This is a genomic window from Sphingobium sp. (assembly GCF_035511395.1).
Taxonomy (GTDB): Bacteria; Pseudomonadota; Alphaproteobacteria; order Sphingomonadales; family Sphingomonadaceae; genus Sphingobium.
Window position 1 is genome coordinate 1 of sequence record NZ_DATKFP010000320.1, and the last position, 20,171, is coordinate 20,171.

General features: G+C 63.2%; 20 protein-coding genes and 1 pseudogene. 8 read left to right on the top strand and 13 right to left on the bottom strand.

Going from position 1 to position 20,171, the window contains the following annotated elements:
- Nucleotides 1-190: hypothetical protein (locus VMR39_RS22280; protein ID WP_325419210.1), on the top strand; the 190-nt coding region annotated here is incomplete at its 5' end.
- Between the two features lie 20 nt (nt 191-210).
- Here the strand turns inward: VMR39_RS22280 and VMR39_RS22285 are convergent.
- Entirely contained in the window at nt 211-822 is a 612-nt protein-coding gene (locus tag VMR39_RS22285) for an ankyrin repeat domain-containing protein (protein WP_325419212.1), read from the bottom strand.
- 41 nt (nt 823-863) lie between these two features.
- On the opposite strand from VMR39_RS22285, the gene VMR39_RS22290 reads away from it, so the two are divergent.
- The 4 genes from VMR39_RS22290 to VMR39_RS22305 are packed head-to-tail and all read left to right on the top strand — an operon-like array spanning nt 864 to nt 2,935.
- Nucleotides 864-1,532 (top strand): SCO family protein, encoded by a 669-nt coding sequence (locus VMR39_RS22290; RefSeq protein ID WP_414712576.1) that lies wholly within the window; start codon nt 864-866, stop codon nt 1,530-1,532.
- A complete protein-coding gene (locus tag VMR39_RS22295; protein WP_325419216.1) occupies nt 1,520-1,957 on the top strand; it encodes a YcgN family cysteine cluster protein in 438 nt (145 codons plus the stop codon). The genes VMR39_RS22290 and VMR39_RS22295 overlap by 13 nt, the downstream gene beginning before the upstream one ends.
- The gene (locus tag VMR39_RS22300; protein ID WP_414712577.1) at nt 1,914-2,669 is read left to right on the top strand and encodes a M48 family metallopeptidase; all 756 of its coding nucleotides are present in this window, start codon (nt 1,914-1,916) and stop codon (nt 2,667-2,669) included. The genes VMR39_RS22295 and VMR39_RS22300 overlap by 44 nt, the downstream gene beginning before the upstream one ends.
- Nucleotides 2,670-2,674: 5 nt before the next feature.
- Nucleotides 2,675-2,935, top strand: coding sequence for a hypothetical protein (locus VMR39_RS22305; RefSeq protein WP_325419220.1), 261 nt, complete (start codon nt 2,675-2,677; stop codon nt 2,933-2,935).
- Nucleotides 2,936-3,179: 244 nt separating this feature from the next.
- On the opposite strand, the gene pepN is transcribed toward VMR39_RS22305, so the two are convergent.
- The 7 genes from pepN to VMR39_RS22340 all read right to left on the bottom strand — a co-directional run bounded on the left by pepN (nt 3,180) and on the right by VMR39_RS22340 (nt 11,744).
- A complete protein-coding gene (pepN, locus tag VMR39_RS22310; protein ID WP_325419222.1) occupies nt 3,180-5,780 on the bottom strand; it encodes an aminopeptidase N in 2,601 nt (866 codons plus the stop codon).
- A 147-nt stretch (nt 5,781-5,927) separates the two neighbouring features.
- The gene (locus VMR39_RS22315; RefSeq protein ID WP_325419224.1) at nt 5,928-6,866 is read right to left on the bottom strand and encodes a ParB/RepB/Spo0J family partition protein; all 939 of its coding nucleotides are present in this window, start codon (nt 6,864-6,866) and stop codon (nt 5,928-5,930) included.
- Nucleotides 6,863-7,645, bottom strand: coding sequence for a ParA family protein (locus tag VMR39_RS22320; RefSeq protein ID WP_325419226.1), 783 nt, complete (start codon nt 7,643-7,645; stop codon nt 6,863-6,865). The genes VMR39_RS22315 and VMR39_RS22320 overlap by 4 nt, the downstream gene beginning before the upstream one ends.
- Complete coding sequence (gene rsmG, locus VMR39_RS22325; RefSeq protein ID WP_325419228.1) at nt 7,642-8,286, bottom strand: 16S rRNA (guanine(527)-N(7))-methyltransferase RsmG; 645 nt, start codon at nt 8,284-8,286, stop codon at nt 7,642-7,644. Before rsmG ends, VMR39_RS22320 begins: the two co-directional genes overlap by 4 nt.
- Nucleotides 8,283-10,133 carry a tRNA uridine-5-carboxymethylaminomethyl(34) synthesis enzyme MnmG gene (gene mnmG, locus VMR39_RS22330; RefSeq protein WP_325419230.1) on the bottom strand — a complete coding sequence of 617 codons (1,851 nt, stop codon included), beginning with the start codon at nt 10,131-10,133 and terminating at the stop codon, nt 8,283-8,285. The genes rsmG and mnmG overlap by 4 nt, the downstream gene beginning before the upstream one ends.
- A 58-nt stretch (nt 10,134-10,191) precedes the next feature.
- On the bottom strand, nt 10,192-11,484 hold the full coding sequence (gene mnmE / locus VMR39_RS22335) for a tRNA uridine-5-carboxymethylaminomethyl(34) synthesis GTPase MnmE (RefSeq protein ID WP_325419233.1): 1,293 nt from the start codon (nt 11,482-11,484) through the stop codon (nt 10,192-10,194).
- Between the two features lie 5 nt (nt 11,485-11,489).
- Nucleotides 11,490-11,744 carry a DUF6489 family protein gene (locus tag VMR39_RS22340; protein WP_325419234.1) on the bottom strand — a complete coding sequence of 85 codons (255 nt, stop codon included), beginning with the start codon at nt 11,742-11,744 and terminating at the stop codon, nt 11,490-11,492.
- A 153-nt stretch (nt 11,745-11,897) separates the two neighbouring features.
- Between VMR39_RS22340 and VMR39_RS22345 the strand changes: the two genes are divergently transcribed.
- Both VMR39_RS22345 and VMR39_RS22350 read left to right on the top strand, forming a co-directional pair.
- On the top strand, nt 11,898-12,599 hold the full coding sequence (locus tag VMR39_RS22345; protein ID WP_325419246.1) for a dienelactone hydrolase family protein: 702 nt from the start codon (nt 11,898-11,900) through the stop codon (nt 12,597-12,599).
- Nucleotides 12,599-13,567 carry a quinone oxidoreductase gene (locus VMR39_RS22350; protein ID WP_325419236.1) on the top strand — a complete coding sequence of 323 codons (969 nt, stop codon included), beginning with the start codon at nt 12,599-12,601 and terminating at the stop codon, nt 13,565-13,567. Before VMR39_RS22345 ends, VMR39_RS22350 begins: the two co-directional genes overlap by 1 nt.
- Before the next feature lie 97 nt (nt 13,568-13,664).
- Here VMR39_RS22350 and VMR39_RS22355 read toward each other — a convergent pair whose 3' ends face one another.
- On the bottom strand, nt 13,665-14,387 hold the full coding sequence (locus tag VMR39_RS22355) for a YjbE family putative metal transport protein (protein ID WP_325419238.1): 723 nt from the start codon (nt 14,385-14,387) through the stop codon (nt 13,665-13,667).
- 116 nt (nt 14,388-14,503) lie between these two features.
- A complete protein-coding gene (gene rho / locus VMR39_RS22360; RefSeq protein WP_325419240.1) occupies nt 14,504-15,760 on the bottom strand; it encodes a transcription termination factor Rho in 1,257 nt (418 codons plus the stop codon).
- Nucleotides 15,761-16,031: 271 nt separating this feature from the next.
- Here rho and VMR39_RS22365 point away from each other — a divergent pair, with 271 nt between their 5' ends.
- Entirely contained in the window at nt 16,032-17,030 is a 999-nt protein-coding gene (locus tag VMR39_RS22365) for a retroviral-like aspartic protease family protein (protein ID WP_325419242.1), read from the top strand.
- A 16-nt stretch (nt 17,031-17,046) separates the two neighbouring features.
- Here the strand turns inward: VMR39_RS22365 and VMR39_RS22370 are convergent, their stop codons facing one another.
- From VMR39_RS22370 to VMR39_RS22380, 3 genes and pseudogenes are all read right to left on the bottom strand, one after another.
- Nucleotides 17,047-19,152: a PBP1A family penicillin-binding protein gene (locus VMR39_RS22370; protein ID WP_325419244.1), complete on the bottom strand. Its 2,106-nt coding sequence runs from the start codon at nt 19,150-19,152 to the stop codon at nt 17,047-17,049.
- Nucleotides 19,153-19,285: 133 nt separating this feature from the next.
- Entirely contained in the window at nt 19,286-19,690 is a 405-nt protein-coding gene (msrB, locus tag VMR39_RS22375) for a peptide-methionine (R)-S-oxide reductase MsrB (protein ID WP_325419248.1), read from the bottom strand.
- Between the two features lie 32 nt (nt 19,691-19,722).
- Nucleotides 19,723-20,171, bottom strand: a pseudogene (locus tag VMR39_RS22380) (DNA polymerase III subunit delta); the annotation flags it as partial.

The window sequence follows — 20,171 nt, forward strand, 5'->3', positions numbered from 1 at the left end:
ACATCCCGATGGCCATCTCTGCTTCATCGTGCCGTCAAAGCCGCGGGTTTGGAGCTGGCTTGGCCGCGTCGATGCGAGTGAAACCGTCGAACGGCTCGCGGCCGCGCTCGAATCCTGCGTGCTTAAAAGCGGCGTCGCGCATCATCTGCGCTGGTGGAACGATGAGGAGGTGCGGGCCGGGCGCGGTTGAAATCGCCCGACCGCCGGGTTTCAGAATACCGGACCCTGCACCGGGCCAGCCGGCTTGGCCACGCTCTTGGCCGCATCCAGCGCTTCGGTGAGGCCGGGGGTGCGGCTGTCGCGCTGGGCATAGTCGCGAGCGGACATGCCGGCGATGCTGTCGCGCTTGTCGGGATTGGCGCCCTGCGCCACCAGCAGGCGAACGATGCCGACGTCGCGCAGTTGCACCGCGCGGATCAGCGGGGTTTCGCCGCTGCCATTGGCCTTGTCGACCTGCGCCTTGTAGGCCAGCAGCGTGCGCACGCCTTCCTCGAACCGGCCCTGCACCGCGTCCATCAGCGGCGTGTTGCCGTCATTGTCGGTCAGGTTTGGATTGGCATCCTTGGCCAGCAGGAAGGTCAGCCAGGTCGCGTCGCGGCGAGCGACGATGATGTGCAGCGCATTTTCGCCGGTGGTGACGTCGCGGCTGTTGATGACGGTGGAGCCTGGCTTCTGGATCAGGTCGGTGACTTTCTGCCCGTCCTTGTCCTTCACCGCCTTCAGGAAATTATAATTGTCCGAAAACTGGGCCTGCGCCGGGCCAGGCACCAGCAGCGCCAGCGCGAACGACCCAAGGATAGCGGAAACATAGCTCTTCTTCATCATCGCGCCCCGTTGCATTGCAAATCGCGTCCTAGCAAGGCATGGCTGGCCATGCCATGAACAAAGACGTAGCCCTTGCCGCTTTGCCGCTGCTCGCCCTGCTCGCTGCCTGCAATATGGGCGCGGGGGGAAATGGATCAAGCGCCGACAGTGCGCAGGGCGAACTGGTCGGCGCCCGGATCGGCGCCCCCTTCACGCTGACCAACCAGGACGGCAAGCCGACCAGCTGGGACGATTTCAAGGGCCAATACCGGATCGTCTATTTCGGCTATACCTATTGCCCGGACGTCTGCCCGGTCGACCTGCAACGCATCATGCAGGCCTTCGCGAAGTTCGAGAAGGCCAAGCCGGCGTTGGCGGCCAGGGTGCAGCCGATGCTGATCAGCGTCGATCCCGATCGCGATACGCCGGCCGTGCTCAAGACCTATGTCGCCGCCTTCCACCCGCGCCTCATCGGCCTCACTGGCACGAAGGAGCAGATCGCCAAGGTCGCCAAGGATTTCGTGGTCATCTACAATCCTGAAAAGGCCGGGCCCGAAAAATCGGGCGGAACGACGGATTATCTGGTAAGCCACAGCCGCACCCCCTATCTGTTCGATGGTGAAGGCAAGCCGGTGGCGCTGGTGCCGGTGGATGATCCGGGGACACCGGACGTGGACGAAGGTTCGCCCGACAAGGTGCTCGCCTTCCTTGAAAAATGGATCAAGTGACGAACTTCTGGGAAAAGCCCCTCGACAAGCTCGACCGCGCCGAATGGGAAGCGCTGTGCGACGGCTGCGGCAAATGCTGCCTGCACAAGGCCGAGGATGAGGATACGGGGCATATCTACCCCACCAATGTCGCCTGCCGGCTGCTCGATCGGCAGAGCGGTCAGTGCAGCAATTACAAGGACCGGCGCAAATTCGTGCCCGATTGCGTGCGGCTGACTCCGACCAAGGTGAAGCAGATCGGCTGGCTGCCCCGGACTTGCGCCTATCGGCTGCGGGGAGACGGGCTGCCGCTGCCGGAATGGCATTATCTGGTCTGCGGCGACCGGGAGGCGGTGCATCGCGCCGGTGAATCCGTGCGCGGCTGGACCGTGGCGGAGGCCGATGCGGGCGACTGGGAAAATCATCTTGTCGACCGTGAACTTTGAGTCCGATGCTGCAATCCTGGTCGATGGTGTCGTCGTGCCGGTGCGGGTGCTGCGGTCGGCCCGGGCGCGCTCCTACAGGCTGACGATCGACGGTGCGCGGGGTGGATTGCGCCTGTCGCTGCCGGTGCGGGCGAGTTTGAGAAAGGCGCTCGCCTGGGCGCAGGACCATGAAGGCTGGGTCCGTGCCCAGATGGCCAAGCAGCCGGCGATCACGCCGCTGGCGCATGGTGCGGTCTTCCCGCTGGAGGGACGCGACGTGCAGATTCACTGGGTCGAGGGCGCAACCCGCACGATCAGACTGGAATCTGGCAGGCTGGAGGGCGACCGGCTGCTGTTGGGCGGCGCGGCGGAAGCGGTCGGTGCGCGGGTGCAGCGCTGGCTCGTCACGCGGGCGAAAGCGGTGCTGGAGACGGAAAGCCACGAACTGGCGCGCGACCATGGGCTGATCGTCGCGTCGGTGGGCGTGGGCGACCCGCGCAGCCGCTGGGGCAGTTGCGCTTCATCGGGCGCGATCCGCTACAGCTGGCGGCTGATCCTATGCCCGCCCGAGGTGCGGCGGGCGACAGTGGCGCATGAACTGGCGCATCTGCTGCATATGAACCATAGCACGGCCTTTCACGCCGCGCACCGGCGCATCTATGGCGCCGATCCCCGGCCCGCGCGCGAATGGTTGCGCATCCATGGCGCTGGCCTGCATCGCTACCGGGGATAGGCAATATGGCGCGCCGGAAACGCTATCTGACCGCGACCATGCCCGATGGCTATGTGAAGACGATCGGGCCGACGGCGGATGCCTTGACCCATTATTGGCGGATCGTCGCTGTGCTGGAAAACGGCAAGACCGAGGTTTTCTGGGGTCATACTCGGTCCCTAGCCGAGGCGAAGAAGCTGAAAGGGCCGGCCGCCGATGGCGCAAAGATGCGCGGCTGGAAAAGCTATGCGTTCGAGATCGCGGAATTGGTGGAGAAGTCGGGCTGATTTGGGATGGGCCGTTTTGACTGCAACCCCACCAGATACGGAGCCTTACCGCGTCGTGCTTAGGAGGGAGATTGGCACAATGCTGGCCTATTCTCGCGAGCTTGCCTCCCCCTCCCCCAGCTAGGATCAGGCAGCAAACTGCCAAGTCTGCGCAGCCTGTCCCTCAAGGGAGCGGATATGCGTATGTCCGCTCCCCGTTTTCAATTATTCCGCCTTCCATTCAAGGCGGACTTAGCTGTCTTGTTCACTCAAGGCTTTTGCCCGCCTGCTCAGTCACATCCTTGGACAGGCCCGGTTCGGCCAGGATGCGCTGCAGTTCCGCACGCATCAGCGCGCCGCGCGTTTCATCGAACCGCTTCCAGCGTCCCAGATTAGGCACCAGGCGCGCGGCTGTCTGGGGGTTCAGCTTGTCCAGCGCAATGATGCAGTCTGCGACCAGACGATAGCCCTTGCCCGATTTGTGGTGGAATGCCCATTGGTTGCCCGCGAAAGCGCCATAGAGAGAACGCACGCGGTTAGGATTGGACAGGGTGAAATCCTTGTGCCGCCCCAGTTCCTCGATCTGTTCCACCGCATCGGGATGAAAGGCGAAGGCCTGGGTCTGGAACCATTTGTCCAGCGTCAGCGCATCGGCCGAATAGCGGTTGTAGAAGATATCGAGCGCCGCCACCCGTTCCGCGCTGGTGCCATTGGCAAGGGTAGCCAACGCCGCCTGGCGCTCGGTCATATTGTCCGCCTCACCAAACTGGGCGAAAGCAATGGCAGGGCCGTCCTCCGCGCCTGATGCCACCAGATAGTGAAGCGCCGCGTTGCGCAGCTTGCGCGTGCCCTTGGCCGCCGAGGAGAGCGAGAAGCCATTGGCCTTTGTCCCGGCATGGATATCCCGCCAGAGCGCCTCCAGTTCGGCCCCGATCTTCTGCTGCAAGGCATCTCGCGCAGCGTGGATCGCGTCGGGATCGACGATCTTCATCTGATCGCCGAGATAGGCTTCGCTCGGCAGGCGGATCGCCTCAGCGATGAAGGCCGGGTCCAGCACCGGATCGGTCAGCGTATTGCGGACAGCCTCGATCACTGGCGCGTCATCGACATCGTGCCCGGCGATGCGACCGATCAGCACATTCACCATCAGTTGCTGCATCGCCTCGTACCGGGCGAAGGGATCGTCATCATGCGCCGACAGGAAAGCGAGGTCGGCCTGGCTGCGGTTGGTTTCCACGATCACCGGGGCGGAAAAGCCGCGGTTGATCGACAGCACGGGTGCGCTGGCAAAGCCAGTGAAGGTGAAGCTCTGCTTCGGCTCGGTCAGCATGAGCAACTCGTCGCCATGATGCTGTGCCGTCGCCGGATCGAACAGGGCCGTGCGCAGGGGGATCGCCATCGGTTGCTTGTCGGGTTGGCCCGGCGTGGGCGGCACCATCTGTTCCACCGTCAGTTCGACGCTCTGGCTCACAGGATCATGCGACAGAAGCGCACGGACATGGGGCGTGCCGGCCTGCTCATACCAGCGGCGGAACTGCATGAGGTCGATCTGGCCGCCCTCCTCCATCGCCAGCACGAAATCCTCACAGGTCGCCGCTTCACCGTCATGCCGGTCGAAATAGAGATCGGTGCCCGCTCGAAATCGCTCCGGACCCAGCATCAGCGCCATCATGCGGATGATCTCGGCACCCTTGTTATAGATGGTCGCCGTGTAGAAGTTACTGATTTCCATATAGGATTCAGGACGGATCGGATGGGCAAGCGGCCCGCTATCCTCCTGGAACTGGGCGGCGCGCAGGATACGGACATCCTCGATCCGCTTGACCGCATGGCTGCCCATGTCTGCCGAGAAATTCTGGTCGCGGAAGACCGTGAATCCCTCCTTCAGGGACAATTGGAACCAGTCGCGGCAGGTGACGCGGTTGCCCGACCAGTTGTGGAAATATTCATGTGCGACAACGCCTTCGACCCCGTCATAATCAATGTCGGTCGCCGTCTCCGGGTCGGCTAAAATGTAGCGTGAATTGAATATGTTGAGGCCTTTATTCTCCATCGCGCCGAAATTGAAATCCGCCACGGCGACGATGTTGAACACGTCCAGATCATATTCGCGGCCATAGATGCGCTCGTCCCAGGCCATGCTATCCTTCAGCGCCTTCATCGCATGGCCGGTGCGTGGCAGGTCGACTTCCTTGACCCAGATGCCCAGTTGCACTTCGCGTCCGCTCATCGTCACGAAGCTGTCGGCGTTGCAGGCGAGATCGCCCGCTACCAGCGCGAAAAGATAGCAAGGCTTGGGAAAAGGATCGTTCCAGCGCGCCCAATGGCGGTTGTCCGCCAGGTCGCCCTGTTCGATGGGGTCACCATTGGCCAGCAGCACCGGGAAACGTACCTTGTCCGCGACCATATATACACTGTAGCGGGACAGCACGTCTGGCCGGTCGGGGAAGAAGGTGATGCGGCGGAAGCCCTCCGCTTCGCATTGGGTGCAGAGCAGTCCGCCGCTGGCATAAAGGCCCATCAGCTTACTGTTGCTCTCCGGCGCCAGCTCCACCAGTGTTTCGACACTGTGTGTTTCGGATGAAAGCGCGACAATGAGAGCACCCGCCTCCAGATGCCATTGCGTCTCTTCCAGCACCTGACCGTCGACCTTGACCTCCAGAGGGATCAAGCCATCACCGTCCAGGCGCAGCGGGCGGTCATGGTCGCCATTCCGTACCACGGATAGCGTTGCGCGGACCCTTGTGAGGGCGGGGTCGAGATCAAAGTCGAGCGCGATATCCGGCACCAGCCAATCGGGCACGCGATAATCGGCGCGGCGAATGACGGCGGGAACGGCGGCGGTGGGGGAGAGCATGTCGGCCATGCGCTCAACCTAGAGCATTCCGAGGGCGGCTGAAACAGCCGAGAATCTGTAGGACTTGGAAAAGAGGCAAAAGTTGAATGGTCTGCGCTGCGCGCTGGGGTAAGGGGCTGTGCGGTACCGCGTCCCCTCATCCCTTATGTGAGGCAATCAAATCCGCTCGCCTGACAGGCGTTGACAGAGCATGTCGAGCTGGTCGAGGTTTGAATAACGCATAGAAAGCGTGCCACCGGTCGACGCGCCATCATGCGCAATGTCTACCTTCAACCCCAATATGTCGGCCAGATGCTGCTCGAGCGCGGCGATGTCCGGATCCTTTTGCGTGGATTCGCCGCCACCGCTGCTGCGCCGCGTGGCAGGCGTCTCGACGCCGGTCTTTACCTTGCGAACCAGCTGTTCCGTATCGCGAACGGAAAGCCCTTTTTCCTCGACCTGTTGGGCCAGACGTTCGCAATCGGGCGCGCCAATCAGCGCACGGGCATGGCCCATGCTGATCTTGCTGTACATCACCTGCTGCTGCACGGTCTGCGGCAATTCGAGTAGGCGCATCAAATTGGCCACATGGCTGCGCGACTTACCAACGATGCGACCCAGCGCTTCCTGGCTGTGATGGAATTCAGCGATCAGCTTGCGATAGGCTTCTGCCTCTTCGATCGGGTTCAGATCCTCGCGCTGGATATTCTCAATCAGCGCGATTTCCAGCGTTTCCTGTTCGTCGAAATCGCGGACGATCGCCGGTATGCGATGCATCTGGGCGCGCTGCGCGGCACGCCAGCGGCGTTCGCCAGCAATGATCTGGAAGCCTCCGCCATGGGGCCGCACGATGATCGGCTGGATGACGCCGCGCTTGGCGATGCTGTCGGCCAGTTCCTGCAACGCGCCATCGTCGAAATGCCGGCGAGGCTGTTCGGGATGCGGATGAATGAGCGCAACTTCGATGCTCTGCACGGACTTGCCATTGGCAACCGGAGCAGTGGTGGGCGCAATCGGTTCTTCGCGGGACACGTCGCCCAACAGGGCGGACAGACCTCGACCCAGGCCTTGGGGACGCTTGGCGATCTTCGGCTTGTCGGTCGTTTCGTCGCTCAAGCGGCAACCTCCTGTCGGGGCAGACGCGCGATCAATTCGCGCGCGAGACGCATATAGGCTTCCGATCCGGAGCAGCGGAAGTCGTAGATAAGGGCGGGAACACCGTGGCTGGGCGCTTCAGACAGGCGGACATTGCGCGGAATCACAGTCGAAAAGACGAGGTCGCCCAAGCAGGCGCGAACATCATCGGCGACCTGATCGGTCAGGCGATTACGGCGGTCATACATGGTGAGTGCCACGCCCATGATCGAAAGGCCGGGATTGAAGCGGCCACGGATGCGCTCGACCGTCTGGAGCAGCTGCGACAGCCCTTCCAGCGCGAAAAATTCGCATTGGAGCGGCACCAGCAGATATTGGGCACCGACCATCGCATTGATCGTCAGCAGGCCGAGCGATGGCGGACAGTCGATCAGGCAGATGTCCCAGCGGCCCGGCTGTGCTTCGGAAAGGACGCGTTCCAGGCGATGGGTGCGCTCCTCATAATCGATCAGCTCGATCTCGGCGCCCGACAGATCCTGCGTTGCTGGAACCAGATCGAGCTTGGGCACACGGGTCGTGACGATTGCATCGTCCAACGCACAATTACCAACCAGCAGGTCATAGCTGGACTGGGCACGCTCGCCCTGCCCCACACCAAGACCCGTCGACGCATTGCCCTGCGGATCGAGATCGACCAGCAAAACCCGAAGACCCGTAGCCGCGAGGCCCGTCGCAAGATTGATCGCGGTTGTGGTCTTGCCCACCCCACCCTTCTGGTTGGCGATCGCGATGCGGATCATTTGCGCCCTTTCTTCTTGCCAGCGGGTGTTACGGAATGGGCGACGATGATGGCGCTGTCCGCATCAGTCACGCTCGGTTCCACGTGGAACACACCTTGCCATGACGGGCGCGCCGCCTCCAGTTCATTTTGCGCATTTCGTCCCTTTGGCAGCACCCAAATGGTCTTTTTATCGGACAGATGCAGAGCCGATCCGAGCAGTTTGGGCAGAGGTGCATAAGCGCGCGCGCTGATGACGGCAGCTTGTGTGGCAGGAACGGTTTCGACCCGACCGCCATAGACGCGGGCACGGACTAGCCCCAGTTCGGCGATCACCTCATTCAGAAAGTCGATCCGCTTGCGACGGGATTCAACCATCGTCAGCGACCGATCGGATAAGCAAGCGACCACGATACCGGGCAGACCCGCGCCGGCGCCAAGGTCGAGCCACTCTCCTTCCCCCGCATTCCGCGCATGCAGCATCAGTTGCGCTGAGTCCACAATGTGGCGCGCCCAGATATGGGGACGCGTCGATTCAGCGATCAGATTCTGCTCTTCCATCGCTGACAGGAGGATGGCTACATAGCGCTCCAGCCGGTCCCATGTTTCACGTGGAACGTCAAATTGCGCCTCCAACCAAGCGCGGGCCTCTTCTTCGGTCACGCAGCCTCCCGGCGAACATGGACAAGGATTGCTGCCAAAGCGGCCGGCGTGATGCCGCGAATACGGCCGGCTGCCGCCAGCGTGTCCGGCCGGGCGGCATCGAGCCGCTCGATCATCTCGGTCGACAATCCGCCGATGGCGTCAAAATCGAAGTCGGCCGGAATATGCACGCGCTCGTTCCGACGCAGTTCGGCGATCTCCGCATCCTGTCGCTGGAGGTAAGGCGCGTAATGCGCGTCCTCCAGTATCTCCGCGCGCAAATCCTCCGGAGCGGCGCGAAGAGCCGGTGCTAGATCGATCAGGAGCGCCTTGTCGACTTCGGGGAAACGCGCCCAGTCGAACAGGCTCCGCCTCGCGCCATCCTGCCGAACAACGGCTCCCGCCCGCATCATCTCGCTCGCGGTCATCAGCGTCGCCAACTCGGCCTCGATCGCATCGCGCCGCCCTTCACGGTCCGACAGGCGCTCGGCCCGCTTCGTTCCGATGATAGCATGCGCGAGACCGATCGAGCCAAGCCGCGTTTCAGCATTATCGGCTCGCAGGCGCAGCCTATATTCGGCACGCGCGGTCAACATGCGATAGGGTTCGGTCACACCCTGCAACACCAGATCGTCGATCATCACGCCGATGTAAGAACTGGCCCGATCGAGGATCATCGGTGCCTCGCCTCGCGCCCGCGCAGCAGCATTCGCCCCTGCGATCAGCCCTTGGGCTGCGGCTTCCTCATAGCCGGTCGTACCATTGATCTGCCCCGCACAGAACAACCCTGGCACCGCCCTCACCTCCAGCGACGCATCGAGCGCGCGCGGATCGACATGGTCATATTCGACCGCATAACCCGGCACCGCGATCTCCACCTGCTCCAGCCCTGCCATCGACCGCACCATCGCCACCTGCACGTCGGTCGGCAATGAGGTGCTGATCCCGTTGGGATAGACAAGGTGATCGTCCAGCCCTTCGGGTTCGAGGAAAATCTGATGCCCGTCGCGATCGCCGAAGCGCAGCACCTTGTCCTCTATAGACGGACAATAGCGCGGGCCCCGTCCCTCGATCGCACCACTGAACAAAGGCGACCTGCCCAGACCGTCGCGGATGATCTGATGCGTGCGATCATTGGTGCGGGTGATGGCGCAGGCTAGTTGCGGGAGCACGCGCGCCGTCGAGAGCGACGACATGGTCCAGCCCTCACCGTCCGACGGCTGCGTCTCCAACCGGGCCCAGTCGATGGTTCGACCGTCGAGGCGCGGCGGCGTACCGGTCTTCAACCGCGCGATCGGCATATCCAGGTCACGCAGCTGAACGCCCAGCGCTGTCGCTGCCCGTTCATTGACACGGCCGCCCGTTTCTCGTTCGTCGCCCCGGAAGAGCTTGCCGCCAAGGAAAGTGCCGGTGGCCAGCACGACGGCCGCGGCCTCCAGCGCACGACCGTCTGCCAGCGCCACGCCGGCGATCCGCTCGCCGGACAGAAGGAGAGCGCTCGCCTCCCCCTCGACGATGTCCAGCCCGCTCTGCGCATCGAGCATCGCGTGGATAGCGGCACGATACCGCTTGCGGTCAGCCTGGATGCGCGGCCCTTGGACGGCGGCGCCCTTGCTGCTGTTGAGCATTCGATAATGGATCGCTGCCGCGTCGGCCGCACGCGCGATCAGGCCGTCCAGCGCATCAACCTCGCGGACCAGGTGGCCCTTGCCCAGTCCACCGATGGCAGGGTTGCAGGACATGGCGCCGACCGTCTGCCGGGCGAAGGTAAGCAGCGCGACGAATGCCCCCTTGCGCGCCGCCGCTGCGGCGGCCTCGCAGCCGGCATGGCCGCCACCGACCACGATCACATCATAGCTTGTTCGCATGGGGCGCCCTTATCAGATTTGGAGCACCCCGGTCAAAACGTTCCACGTGGAACATCTATTATTTGCCGATGCAGAATCCGGAAAAGAGGCGATCGAGCATATCTTCGGTTCCGGCCTGTCCCGTCAGCGCGTCGATCGTCCTGCGGGCCATCCGCAATTCCTCAGCAATGACGAGCAAGTCCGAATCCCGCATCGCCGCCTCCAAATGCGCCTGCAATTGTCCAACTTGCTGTCGCTGTCGCGCATGCAGCGCATAATCGCCTTCGCCCGGCAACATCGTCACCGCCCGATCGCGAAGCGCGGTCACAAGTTGCTCCATCCCCTCGCCAGTCTTCGCCGACAGCCGCAAGCCCGGACGATCGAACCCCGCCCGATCACTCTGCGCTGCGATCAGCATCGCATCGTCGCGCGGCAACTCTGCCGGATCGCCCAGCCACAAAATAATGTCCGCCGCGTCCAGCGCCGCCCGTGCGCGATCTATCCCTATCGCTTCGATCGCGTCACCGGCCTCGCCACGCAGTCCGGCCGTATCGGTAAAGAGGAACGCCGTGCCACCGATCGCGGCAGGCACCTCGATCCGGTCACGGGTCGTGCCCGCGATGTCGGACACGATCGCCGCCTCGCGCCCGACCAGCGCGTTGAGTAGCGTCGACTTGCCGGCATTGGGCGGCCCGGCCAGCACCACACGAACCCCATCGCGCAGGCGTTCGGCGGACGGCGCGGCGAGTATGCTCGCCACATCCTGCGCCAGCGTAGCTATGCCATCCCCGATCCGCGCCTCGATCGCGGCGTCGGGTACGTCATCCTCATCGGAGAAATCGAGCGCTGCCTCGGCCATCGCCGACAGGTCGAGCAGGGTGTGCCGCCATCCGTCGATCCGGCGCGAAAAATGCCCTTCTGCCATCAGCAGCGCGGCCCGCCGCTGTCCCTGCGTCTCGGCCGCGAGCAGGTCGGACAGCCCTTCGACCGCGTTCAAATCCATGCGGCCATTGGCGAAGGCACGTCGGGTAAACTCTCCCGCCTGGGCGCGGCGCAGGTGGGGCATAGCGCATAGCGCCTCTTCTACCGCCGCCACGATGGCCCGGCCACCATGGCAATGCAGTTCGGCCATATCTTCGCCGGTAACGGTGTTGGGGCCGGGCAACCACAGCAGCAGCGCCCGATCCAGCGCCGCCCCATCGCGCGGATCGCAAAGCAGGGCGAGGCTGGCAATACGGGGCTTCGGCAGTCGCCGGGCCAATGCCTCAAGCGCCGATCCCGCGTTCGGACCGCTTACTCGAATGACCGCAATCCCCGCTGGCGGCGCACCGCTCGACAGGGCAAAAATCGTTTCGTGCTGACAGTCAGTCACGATCCTTATTTCTTCTCATCCTTGCCGCCGCCGATACCGGCAAGCCCGACATTCATCATCTGCTGGAACAACCGCATGCCCGCGTCGCCAAGTGGCGAAAAGCTTTTGAACAGCGTCTCCATCTGCTCGACATTGCCGACGCCATCGAAGCTGTCGAGCATCGTCCTGATATATTTGTCGTGAATGGGGGTCACGTCGGGCAGGCCCAGAAAGGCACGGGCCTCGGCTGGCGTGCAGTCCACGTCGACAGTTACCTTCATGTCCCGGCCCTTCCCTGTTGGCGGTCTGATACAATGCGCCCTCATGCAGCAAACCGCCGTATCAAGGCAAATTTTTAAGCGAGTCGCGTGGTTGCTTACCCGTCGGGATAAGCCAATATGCGCTCCATTGTTGACGGCGGAAAGGATATCGGCATGGGCAATTTCACTCATATCACCACGCTGGATGGTGGCGCGCAGTTCGACGCCTATGTCGCCAAGCCGGAAGGTGAGGCGACTGCTGCAATCATCGTCGTTCAGGAAATATTCGGGGTAAATGAAGGCATTCGCCGTAAATGTGACAGTTGGGCCAAAGCTGGCTATCTCGCTTATGCACCCGACTTGTTCTGGCGGATCGAGCCGCATATCGAACTGGACGCCGACGTGCCCGCCGAAATGGAGCAGGCGCTGGGCTATATTCCCAAATATAATCAGGATCAGGGCATCCGCGACATCGAGGCCACGATCAAGGCGGCGCGTGCAGATCTTGGCGGCAAGGGCAAGGTGGGCCTGGTTGGCTATTGTCTGGGCGGTCGTATCGTCTTCATGGCCGCGTGCCGGACCGACGGCGATGCCTTCGTCGGCTATTATGGCGTAGGCATCGACGGGTTGCTCGGAGAGCAACATGGCATTGGCAAACCGACAATGCTGCATATCCCGACCAACGACGGCTTCGTTCCGCCGGAAGTCCAGCAGAAGATGCATGATGGCCTTAAGGATAATCGCCATGTGTCGCTGCACGACTATGAAGGACTGGACCATGGCTTTGCCGCCGAAATGGGCAATCGCCGGAACGAGGAAGCAGCACAGCTGGCCGACAAGCGCACTGCCGATTTCTTTGCCGAGGCGCTGGCCTGATGCCGGCGGCATGGCGGATGGTCGCCCGCAGCCATGGCGGGCCGGACGTGATTGCGAAGGAAGAGTTCGAGCCGGGGCAACCCGGTGACGGCGAATTGCTGATCGAACAGGATGCTGTCGGCCTCAATTTCATCGATACCTATTATCGCACCGGCCTCTATCCTGCCCCGCTCCCCACCCCCCTGGGTTCGGAGAGCGCGGGCCGGATCGTTGCTGTAGGCGATGGCATTGACGGCTTTGCCGTCGGTGACCGGGTTGGCTGCGCCAGCGGGCTGGGTGCCTATGCTACCCACCGGATCATCCCGGCAGATCGGGCGGTAGCCATCCCCGATGGCGTATCCAACGAGGATGCGGCGGCGATGATGCTCAAGGGCATGACCGCCTGCTATCTCGCGGAGGACATCATCAATTTGAAAGCGGGCCAAGTCGCGCTCGTCCATGCGGCAGCAGGCGGCGTCGGATCGATCCTCGTCCACTGGCTGCGTGACAAGGGCGTGATCGTCATCGCCCATTGCGGGTCGGCGGAGAAGGCCGCGACTGTTCAGGCCAACCACAGCCTGTACGGCGCGTTTGACGATCTTGCCGCCACTGTCCGGGAATTGACCGGCGGTGCGGGCGTCGATGTCGTCTATGACGGCGTCGGCAAGGATAGTTGGAACGCTTCACTGGCAAGCCTGAAGCGACGGGGCCTGCTGGTAAGCTATGGCAATGCTTCAGGCGCGGTTCCGCCCGTCAGCCTGCTCGACCTCAGCCGTGGGGGATCGCTCTACGTTACGCGCCCTACGCTGTTCGATTATGTCGCCACGGTAGAAGAACTGGCTCACACCGCCGGGCGCCTGTTCGACCGCATGCAACGCGGCGTGGTGTCGGCGCAGATCGGCCAGCGCTTCGCGCTCGCCGATGCGGCAGAGGCGCACAAGGCGCTGGAAGCGCGTCAGACGCGCGGCGCGACCATTCTTATTCCCTGAACGGTTGTCACAGCGTCGGGCAAGATTTGCCCGACGCTGTGACGTCACCAGGGCCGTCAGGCTCGTACCTTGTGGGCAAAAGCGGCGACAGTCATTTTCAGTTGAAGAGCGTCAAAATGCCGACCTGATGATCGACGAAGCCGTCATAGATCATCTTCACCGCGACATAGATGATGACGGCCAGGCCCAGATAGGCGATCCAGCGGAAGCGCTCGATATATTTGGCGATGATGTTCGCCGCGATGCCCATCAGCGCAACCGACAGGATCAGGCCGATGATGAGGATGCCGGGATGCTCGCGCGCCGCGCCGGCGACGGCGAGGACATTGTCGAGGCTCATCGACACGTCGGCAAGAGCCACGGCCCAGGCGGCACCGGCAAAGCTCTTGGCAGGGCGCAGGCCCGACACATCATCGTCGCTGGGATCGTGCGGCGTATCCCCGCCCCGCTTGGGATGAAGCTCGCGCCACATCTTCCAGCTGACCCACAGCAGCAACAGCCCGCCCGCCAGGATCAGGCCAACGATCTGCATCAACTGGCTGACGACCAGCGCGAAGGCGATACGCAGCACCAGTGCGGCGATGATACCGATCAGGATGACCTTCTGCCGCTGCGCCGCGGGCAGGCCCGCCGCCAGCGCACCGACGACGATGGCATTGTCCCCGGCGAGCAGGATGTCGATCATCAGCACCTGGCCGAAGGCCGCTAGCGCACTGGGCGACCCGATATTGCTGAAATCGTTGACGATATGCTGCCAGATATCGGCCGGGGAGCCAAGTCCCTGGGCAGCCGAAGCGGCGATGGCGATGAGGTCGAACATGACGGCCTAACGTCCCTGTGTCTGAAAATGGAGAAAGCCGGACCATATACATGGCCCGGCTCTCACGGCAAAACATATGGCAAGGCGTTGGGCGATCACGGCGATCGCCCCGCGCCTTACTGATTCATGGTCGCGAAGAAATCCTCGTTGGTCTTGGAATCCTTCATTTTGTCGAGCAGGAATTCCATCGCGTCGACCGTGCCCATCTGCATGAGGATACGACGCAACACCCACATCTTGCTGAGCGTCGGCTTCTCGACCAGCAGTTCTTCCTTGCGGGTGCCCGACTTGCCGACGTCCAGCGCCGGGAAGATGCGCTTGTCCGCGACCTTGCGGTCCAGCACGATTTCGGAGTTACCGGTGCCCTTGAACTCTTCGAAGATGACTTCGTCCATGCGGCTGCCGGTGTCGATCAGCGCGGTGGCGATGATCGAGAGCGAGCCGCCCTCCTCGATGTTACGCGCAGCGCCGAAGAAGCGCTTGGGCCGCTGGAGCGCATTGGCGTCGACACCGCCGGTCAGCACCTTGCCCGATGAGGGGACGACGGTGTTGTAGGCGCGGCCGAGGCGCGTGATCGAGTCCAGCAGGATCACGACGTCCTTCTTGTGCTCGACCAGGCGCTTGGCCTTCTCGATCACCATTTCGGCGACCTGAACGTGGCGGGTGGCCGGCTCGTCGAAGGTGGAGGACACGACCTCGCCCTTCACGCTGCGCTGCATGTCGGTGACTTCTTCCGGGCGCTCGTCGATCAGCAGCACGATCAGGAAGACTTCGGGATGATTGTCCGTGATCGCCTTGGCGATGTTCTGGAGCATCACCGTCTTGCCGACGCGGGGCGGCGCGACGATCAGCGTGCGCTGGCCCTTGCCCTGCGGCGACACGATGTCGATGACGCGGGCCGACTTGTCCTTGATGGTCGGATCGAGCGTGTCGAGCCGCAGCTTCTGTTCGGGATAGAGCGGCGTCAGATTGTCGAAATTGACGCGATGGCGGACGACATCGGGATCGTCGAAATTGACCGAGAGCAGCTTGGTCAGGGCGAAGTAGCGCTCGCCATCCTTGGGCGCGCGAATTTCGCCTTCCACCGTGTCACCGGTGCGCAGGCCGAACTTGCGGACCTGGTTGGGCGAGACATAGATGTCGTCGGGACCGGCCAGGAAGTTCGCTTCGGGGCTGCGCAGGAAGCCGAAGCCGTCGGGCAGCACCTCGATCGTGCCCTCGCCCATGATCTGCTCGCCATTTTCCGCCTCGGCCTTGAGGATCGCGAACATCAGATCCTGCTTGCGCAAGGTCGATGCCCCTTCCACGCCCAGCTCTTCGGCCATGGTGACGAGATCGGCGGGAACTGTCTTCTTGAGATCCTTGAGATGCATTTGCGAGTCGGTCCGATGCGGTGATGGAAAAATGGGCCGGAAAGGAAGGAGATAGCCGAACAGACGGTCCGGAAACCCTCGCTCCGGACGGGCGAGGATGTAGCATTTCGCGTTTAGCGATCCGTCGCCCATCTCGTCAAGGCAGGATAGATGCGGATAGCGACGGAAATTCGCGCTTTCACCGCCATGGTCGATCAGCGGTGGCGCTGGCGCGATGGCTGGCCTTCATGATATAGTGAAACGATAAAAGATACAGACGAGGACGAGGGTTATGGGACGGCTCCCCGTTTCGATAAGGGCCTTGCTGGGAATCGCGCTTGCGATTGGTGGCCCGGCCCTTTCCGCGCAGGATGCTCCTGCCCCCGCTCCGGCCACATCGGTGCTTGATCCTGACATTCCGCCAGCCATCGTTCATACCGGGCCGTCGCCCGACGATCGCGTCACCATTCCGATCTCGATCGATGGCAAGGGGCCGTGGAACTTCATCATCGACACCGGATCGCAGCGTACCGTGATCGCGCGCGACCTGGCGCAGAAGTTGGCGCTCGCACCGCGCGCCAATGTCATCATCCTCAGCATGACCGGCCGATCGGAAACCAATACGGTCGCCGTGCCCCGGCTGGGCTTTGCCGGCAGCACCCTCACCGATATCGAGGCGCCGGTGCTGGAGGGCGAGCATCTGGGCGCGCCGGGGCTGCTGGGCCTCGACAGCCTGCATGCCAAGCGGGTGACGCTCAACTTTCGCACCGGGCGGATGGAAATCGCCAATAGCGGTTCCAGCCGCCGTTTGTCGGTCGATCCCGACACGATCGTGGTGGAGGCGCGGCGCAAGCGCGGCCAGCTGATCCTGCTCGATTCCGACGTCAACGGGATGCGGGTCAACATCATGCTCGATACCGGCACCAATTTCAGCATTGGCAATCTGGCGCTCCGCGACAAGCTGCTCCGCAAGAAACGTGCTCCGGAGCTTCTGACCGCGACGCTGACCAGCGTGACCGGCGGAACGCTGGTGGGCCAGGTCGGGAAGATCAAGTCGGTGCGGATGGGCCGGGTCAACCTGACGCAGGTGCCGGTCATCTTCGCCGACGCCAGCCCGTTCAAGGAACTGGGTATGGAGGACAAGCCGGCATTAATGCTGGGGATCAGCGCGCTGCGGATCTTCGATCGGGTGGCGATCGATTTCGGCCGGGGGAAGGTCGACTTCCTGCTGCCGGACGCGAGCGCGGTGGAGAAGATGCGCTTTGCCGCGAATGATCGGGTAGAGGGGTAAGCCCCCTCCCCCCGATTTACTCGTTCGGCGTCGGCCGGTTTGCCGGAGGCTGCTGCTGGCGCTGGCGATCCCGACCCAGCACATTGTCGATCCACTGCTGGTCCAGACGCGGCGGCTGTGGCCGATCGTCGGGATCGACCTCCATCTGCTGGTCGTCCGGATCGGCGCCCGGCTCCTGGGGTCGCGGACGCTCGATCGGCAGGCCGTTCTCGTCGACCATCATGCCGCCGTCCCCGCCCATGCCATTATCCGGCTGGCCGTAATAAGCCTCCGCATCCGGCTCCAGCTGCCATTCGGGCAGGGTCACTTCGGTTTCGAACTGCTCGACCGGCCGCTTGGCGACCGCCACCTTCATATAGTCGGCAAAGGCGCGCGCCGGCGACCGGCCACCATAGAGCGCCGGTACCGCCTTGGCATCGTCGCGGCCGACCCAGACGCCTGTCGTGATGCCGCTGGAGAAGCCGAGGAACCACCCATCCTTGCCGCTGTTGGTGGTGCCGGTCTTGCCCGCGACCGGACGGCCGATCTGCGCCGCCTTGCCGGTGCCGGTGGAGACGGCGGTCTGCATCAGGTCGGTCATGCCCGCAGCGACCCAGGGGGCGACCAGCACGCGGCTGGTATCGTCCTGATGTTGGTAGAGCATGCGGCCGTCGGCGGTCGTCACCTTGGTGATGCCATAGGGCGTCACGGCAATACCCTTGCGCGCGATCGAGGCGAAGGCGCGGGTCATGTCGATCAGGCGGACGTCGGACGTACCCAATACCATCGAGGGATGGGTGTTGATCGGGGTCGACACGCCGAAGCGACGCGCCATGTCGGCCACGGTCGGGAAGCCGACCTCCACGCCCAGCTTCGCCGCGACCGTATTGATCGAATAGGCGAAGGCGGTGCGGATATCGATGTCGCCGGCGAACTTGCCGTTGCTGTTGCGCGGGCTCCAGCCGTTGATCGTCACCGGCTCGTCCGTCACACCCGTGTCGGGGGTATAGCCCGCCTCCAGCGCTGCCATATAGACGAAGATCTTCCAGGCCGATCCCGGCTGGCGCGTCGCCGTGGTCGCGCGGTTATAGTTGGACGTCACATAGTCGAGACCACCGACCATCGCCCGCACCGCGCCGTCGCGGTCCAGACTGACCAGCGCGCCCTGTGTGCCGGCCGGGACATTGGCCTTGATCGCCGCCGTCGCCGCATTCTGCATACCCAGATCGATGGTGGTATAGACCTCCAGCGGCTCATTGGGTTCGTCGATCAGCAGGTCGAGCTGCGGTAGCGCCCAGTCGGTGAAGTAGCGCACGCTGTTCTGCGGCGGCTCGGGCGCCATGCGCACACCGGAAAGATTGGCATTGGCATGTTCGGATGCCGAAATCGCGCCATTCTCCTGCATCAGGTCCAGCACCACGCCGGCACGGCCGATCGCGGCATCGGCATCGGCCGTGGGGGAATAGCTTGACGGCGCCTTGACCAGGCCGGCAATGATCGCGGCTTCGGGCAGGTCCAGCGACGTGGCGGGATGGCCGAAGAATTTCCGGCTCGCCGCATCGATGCCATAAGCGCCGCCGCCGAAATAGACCTTGTTCAGATAGAGTTCGAGGATCTGTCGCTTGGAAAATTTACGCTCCAGCGCCAGCGCCAGCACCATCTCGCGAATTTTGCGGCCGAAACTGTAGCTGTTGTTCAGGAAGATGTTGCGCGTCACCTGCTGGGTGATGGTCGACGCACCCTGCCAACGGCGGCCTGTGCCGCGCCGTTCCACGGCGACCCAGGTAGCGCGCACCATACCGATGGGATCGACGCCTGGATGCAGATAATAACGCTTGTCCTCGGTCGACACCATGGCATCGACCATGACCTGCGGAATGCGGTCATAGCTCATCCACTGGCCGAAGCTCGGCCCCAGAGAGACGATGACACGGCCATCGGCCGCATGCACGCGGATCATCTGGCCATTGGGGGACGATTTCAGGCTGTCATAATCGGGCAGCGACTGCATCGCGATCACCACCGCGACCACCACCGCCAATATGCCTGCGACTACCGCCGCCAGGCCGATCTTCAGCCCGCGCACCAGCCATGTCCTTGCGCGGCTACGCGGCGCGCCCTTGCTCTTGCTTGATCCTGCCATTTGTGCCGCTCCGAATAGGCGCTAATCCGCGCGTCGGCCAGCGCAAATCATGCACCGGGCGCGGAAAAACACCGTCGCAGCGTCATGGAGAATGGCCGTTTACCGGCGATGAACGATATGTCCGACGCGCGCCCTATTTGACGTCGTCGCGCGGCTTGAAGTCCAGGCTCGCGCTGTTCATGCAGTAGCGCATGCCGTTGACGCCCGGCCCATCGGGGAAGACATGACCCAGATGCCCTTCGCAATTGGCGCAACGCACTTCGGTGCGCATCATGCCATGGCTGGTGTCGCGAATTTCCTCGACCGCGTCTATATCGACCGGCGCGGTGAAGCTGGGCCAGCCGGAACCGCTGTCATATTTTTCCTCGGCATCGAACAGCTCGGTGCCGCAACCGGCGCAATAATAGACGCCGTCGGCCTTGTTGCTGTTATATTTGCCGGTGAAGGCGCGTTCGGTGCCGGCCTCGCGCAACACATGATATTGTTCGGGGTTCAGGCGGTCGCGCCATTGCGCGTCGGTCAGGTGCAGCTTCTCCATGGCCGGCAATATGGCGCTGTCTGACAGGTCTATCAAGCCCGCTCCCGCGCGGCCTGACGGGCGATCGCCAACAATTCGTGGCGCACCATCAAGTCGCCCGTTCCCCTGCCCCCGCGGCTGGCGCGCTCGGCCTCCAGCAGCCGCTGGATAACGCGGGCGATGCCGGTCGAATCCCACAGCCGCACCTGGCGCGACACCAGCCCCTTCTCCTTCCAGAATACCGCCTTGCCCGCCGATTCGACCGCCGCCTCCAGCCGGCCGCTGGCGTCGAAGGCATCGCGGATAGTGGCGATCAGCATGGCGCGGGTCAGCAGCGGCCGGATGACCGATGCCATGGCCGCACCGGTTTCGCTGAGGCTGGTCAGTTCGCGATGCATGGCGCGCAGGTCGCCGCCTAGAACGGCATTGACCAGCGGAGCGACTTCCGTATCCGGATTGTCGGCCGACAGCGCGTCGAGCGCCTCGGCAGTTGCCTCGCACG